Annotated in this window: 3 protein-coding genes and 1 pseudogene; 2 read left to right on the forward strand and 2 right to left on the reverse strand. The window is 47.2% G+C overall.

Annotation, left to right across the window (positions count from 1 at the left end):
• Positions 1-284: Uma2 family endonuclease (locus JUI58_RS15880; protein ID WP_204104780.1), on the forward strand; the 284-nt coding region annotated here is incomplete at its 5' end.
• Positions 285-393: 109 nt separating this feature from the next.
• On the opposite strand, the gene JUI58_RS15885 is transcribed toward JUI58_RS15880, so the two are convergent.
• Complete coding sequence (locus tag JUI58_RS15885) at positions 394-2073, reverse strand: tetratricopeptide repeat protein (RefSeq protein WP_204104781.1); 1680 nt, start codon at positions 2071-2073, stop codon at positions 394-396.
• Entirely contained in the window at positions 2063-2524 is a 462-nt protein-coding gene (locus tag JUI58_RS15890; protein WP_204104782.1) for a DUF29 domain-containing protein, read from the reverse strand. Before JUI58_RS15890 ends, JUI58_RS15885 begins: the two co-directional genes overlap by 11 nt.
• Positions 2525-2552: 28 nt before the next feature.
• Between JUI58_RS15890 and JUI58_RS15895 the strand changes: the two are divergent.
• A pseudogene (locus JUI58_RS15895) lies at positions 2553-2834 on the forward strand (flagellar assembly protein H); the annotation flags it as partial.

The raw sequence follows: 2834 nt of genomic DNA on the forward strand, positions 1-2834 counted from the left end.
TTCAGCATATCCAATCGACCAAGACAAGCGCGGTTTTAACCCGCTTTCGGTGGATTAACCACAGAATCCCCGTCTTTTTAAAGCGGGGAGATGTCAAGCAGATTTACGCCCGAGGGGGAGTGCTAGAAATGTGGTTGATTGATATTAATCGCCAAGCGGTGGAAGTGTACCGCGACCCAAGTGAGAATGGCTACCAAACCGAATTAACTTTTGTGTTGGATGCTGAGATGTCACCGATTGCATTTTCCGATTGCGCGATCGCCATCAGCCAAGTTTTTGCTTAAATAGGACTTATGTAGCTAGGGAGCGAGACGCTCCCACTACTGTATTCTCTGGCTATGGTAGTGCGGGGCATCTTGCCCGTTAATGCGTAAGTCCTATTAATTTCTTAATTTATGGACTAGAAGTTGGTAATTCTTCGATCGCTTTCATCACGGCTTCTAAATTATCCTGTGCTTGGGTATTATCGGGATTAAGTTCCAATGCTTTTTGTAAGGCTGCCAAAGATTCGGGATATGCCTTCAAAGCACGCTGAGTAATGCCCAAACCCATCCAAGCATTGGCATCATTAGGATTTAACTCTAGTGTTCTCTCATAAGCCTCTAATGCCTTTGTATACTGACGATTGGACATGAGATTGAGGGCGCGATTGTACCACCCCAAAGCAGAATCGGGATTCAAGGCGATCGCCCTTTGTGCCTCTGCTGCTCCCTCACTATAGCGTCCCGCCCGCCACAACACAGCACTGAGATTGAGATAAATCTTTTCTAAGGAAGGCTGCCCGCCGATTTGGGCATCTCCTTCTAAAGCCATATTATAAGCAATAATTGCCTCGTCGTACTCTCTTAAAGTAGTGAGAATTCGTCCTCGATTATACCATGCCCGAGAGGATTCTGGATTGAGATCGATCGCCTCCTGAGTTGCATTTAACGCCTCACTATAGCGCTCCAATAACCATAACAGAGTCGATTGATTCAGCCATGTTTCCTCATAAGTAGGATTTAAGGAAATGGCGCGATTCACAGAAGCCAATCCTTCCTCATACTTAAACTGCCCCGCGAGAGAGTTGCCGCGCTGACTCCAAGCATAGGAAGCACCTTCCAATCCCCAGCGATCGTCTCCTTCTTGTAAGGCTTTATCGCAAGCAGCTTGAGCATCGCTGTATTGTCCCAAACGATTGAGAGCAGCGCAACGATTAGCCAAAGCTAAAGCATAATTTTCACTTAATTTTAACGCCCAATCGTGAGAAGCCAAAGATTCCGTATTGCGTCCCAAACGTCCCAAAACTGTTCCTTGTTCCGTCCATGTTTCCTCATTATCGGGGTCGATCGCCAGGGCATCATTATAAGATTGCAAGGCATCCTGATAAAACTGTAGCCCTTGCTGGGGGGAGTTTTGCGTCGGTGCCAACTGAACCAATACCCGTCCCCGATTTAATAACGCTGTCGCTGCATTTTGGTGTCCCCAATTTCCCGCTTGAATAGCGCGATCGCAGGCCACCAAAGCCTCCTCATAACGAGAAAATTGTGCCAAAGACAAACATCGCCCCGCATAAGCTGGGGAATAGCTGGGATTAGTGCGAATTGCCCAATCGTAGGACTCTAGTGCCTCGGAATGGTTCCCCACTTGAGTCATGGCCACCCCTCGGTTGTACCAGGCGATCGCCGGGGTACCTTCTCCCCAGTCCCCATCAATTTCCAGCCCTTCATCGCAAGCCACCACCGCATCATCCGTGCGTCCCAACGCCGTCAGGGATGCGCATCGTTTCGCTAAAGCGAGGGAATCTGTAGGACTGCGACGCAAGACCTGTTCGTAAGATACTAAAGCATCTCCATATTGGGAGAGGGCAAATAAAACATCCCCCCGGTTATTCCAAGTCACGGGATCGTTGGGGAAGAGTCCCACGGCTTGGTCGCAGGCTTCCAGGGCTTTCTCGTAATCTTCTGCCAGGAGAAGGGTATTGCACAAACTCGCCCAATAATCAAAATCTACTAACTTTTCCTGGGCGATCGCGATCGCCGGAAAAAGCAACAACGAAGCGGGAATGACAGCTAGAAAACGTTTAAATTTCATTATCTTCTTCTACCTTGTTAGTCGGCCAGAAGTTCTCATCCATAACTTGTTCTAGATCAAAGGGACAAATTTCGGGGAATTGTTCGTCGGGGAGATCGGTTGCGGCGATCGCTAAATCTCGTGCTTCCGACCAGCTTTCCTTCATAGCTTCCTCCAATCTAGATTGTAAACCAGGATTGCGCCGCAAGAGTTTGGCGATCGCTTTTCTTTGCACGCGAATGGTGGCTCGCCAACTATTAGTTTGTTGCCAATATTGAACTTTCCACTTTAATAAATGAGCAATTAACTGCATTAAGCGAGATTCTAATTGGTCGTAATGGCGCTTTCCCAAATCTTCTAACTCCTCAATGAGATGAGAGGTATCCAAGCGATCGAATTGACTTTTTCGCAAAAGATCGGCTTGTTGATAAATCCAACTATAAAAATCTTTTTCGTACAGTGTTTCTTTCATTTTTTCTTTCCCTCATCAGAATCAACGAGTGAATTTGAAACATAATTATGCTTTAAATTGTATTCTCATCCGCAGTCAACTGCCGCGCCAAGCCAGAAGATGCGATCGCACTCTGGGAGATTCCGAACTCCCTCACCTGTGGATTATTGCACCTTCTGCCAGCGATCGCCTTATCGAGGGTTTCAAGTTTGCTCGTAAAGACAACTGGGAACGCGGATTTTATTTCCTTGGAGAAGCGCAAAAAACGGCTCTCGTTGCTGTCAACCGATTACCTGAAACCCCAGAAACCCTCTGGTTGAGAATATTAGGA

Source organism: Spirulina sp. CCY15215, assembly GCF_016888125.1.
In the GTDB taxonomy this organism is placed as follows: Bacteria; Cyanobacteriota; Cyanobacteriia; order Cyanobacteriales; family Spirulinaceae; genus CCY15215.

Bases quoted from the DNA above. Each gene is read 5' to 3' on its own strand.
- JUI58_RS15885 (WP_204104781.1), bottom strand. From the start codon at position 2,073: ATGAAATTTAAACGTTTTCTAGCTGTCATTCCCGCTTCGTTGTTGCTT.
- JUI58_RS15890 (WP_204104782.1), bottom strand. From the start codon at position 2,524: ATGAAAGAAACACTGTACGAAAAAGATTTTTATAGTTGGATTTATCAA.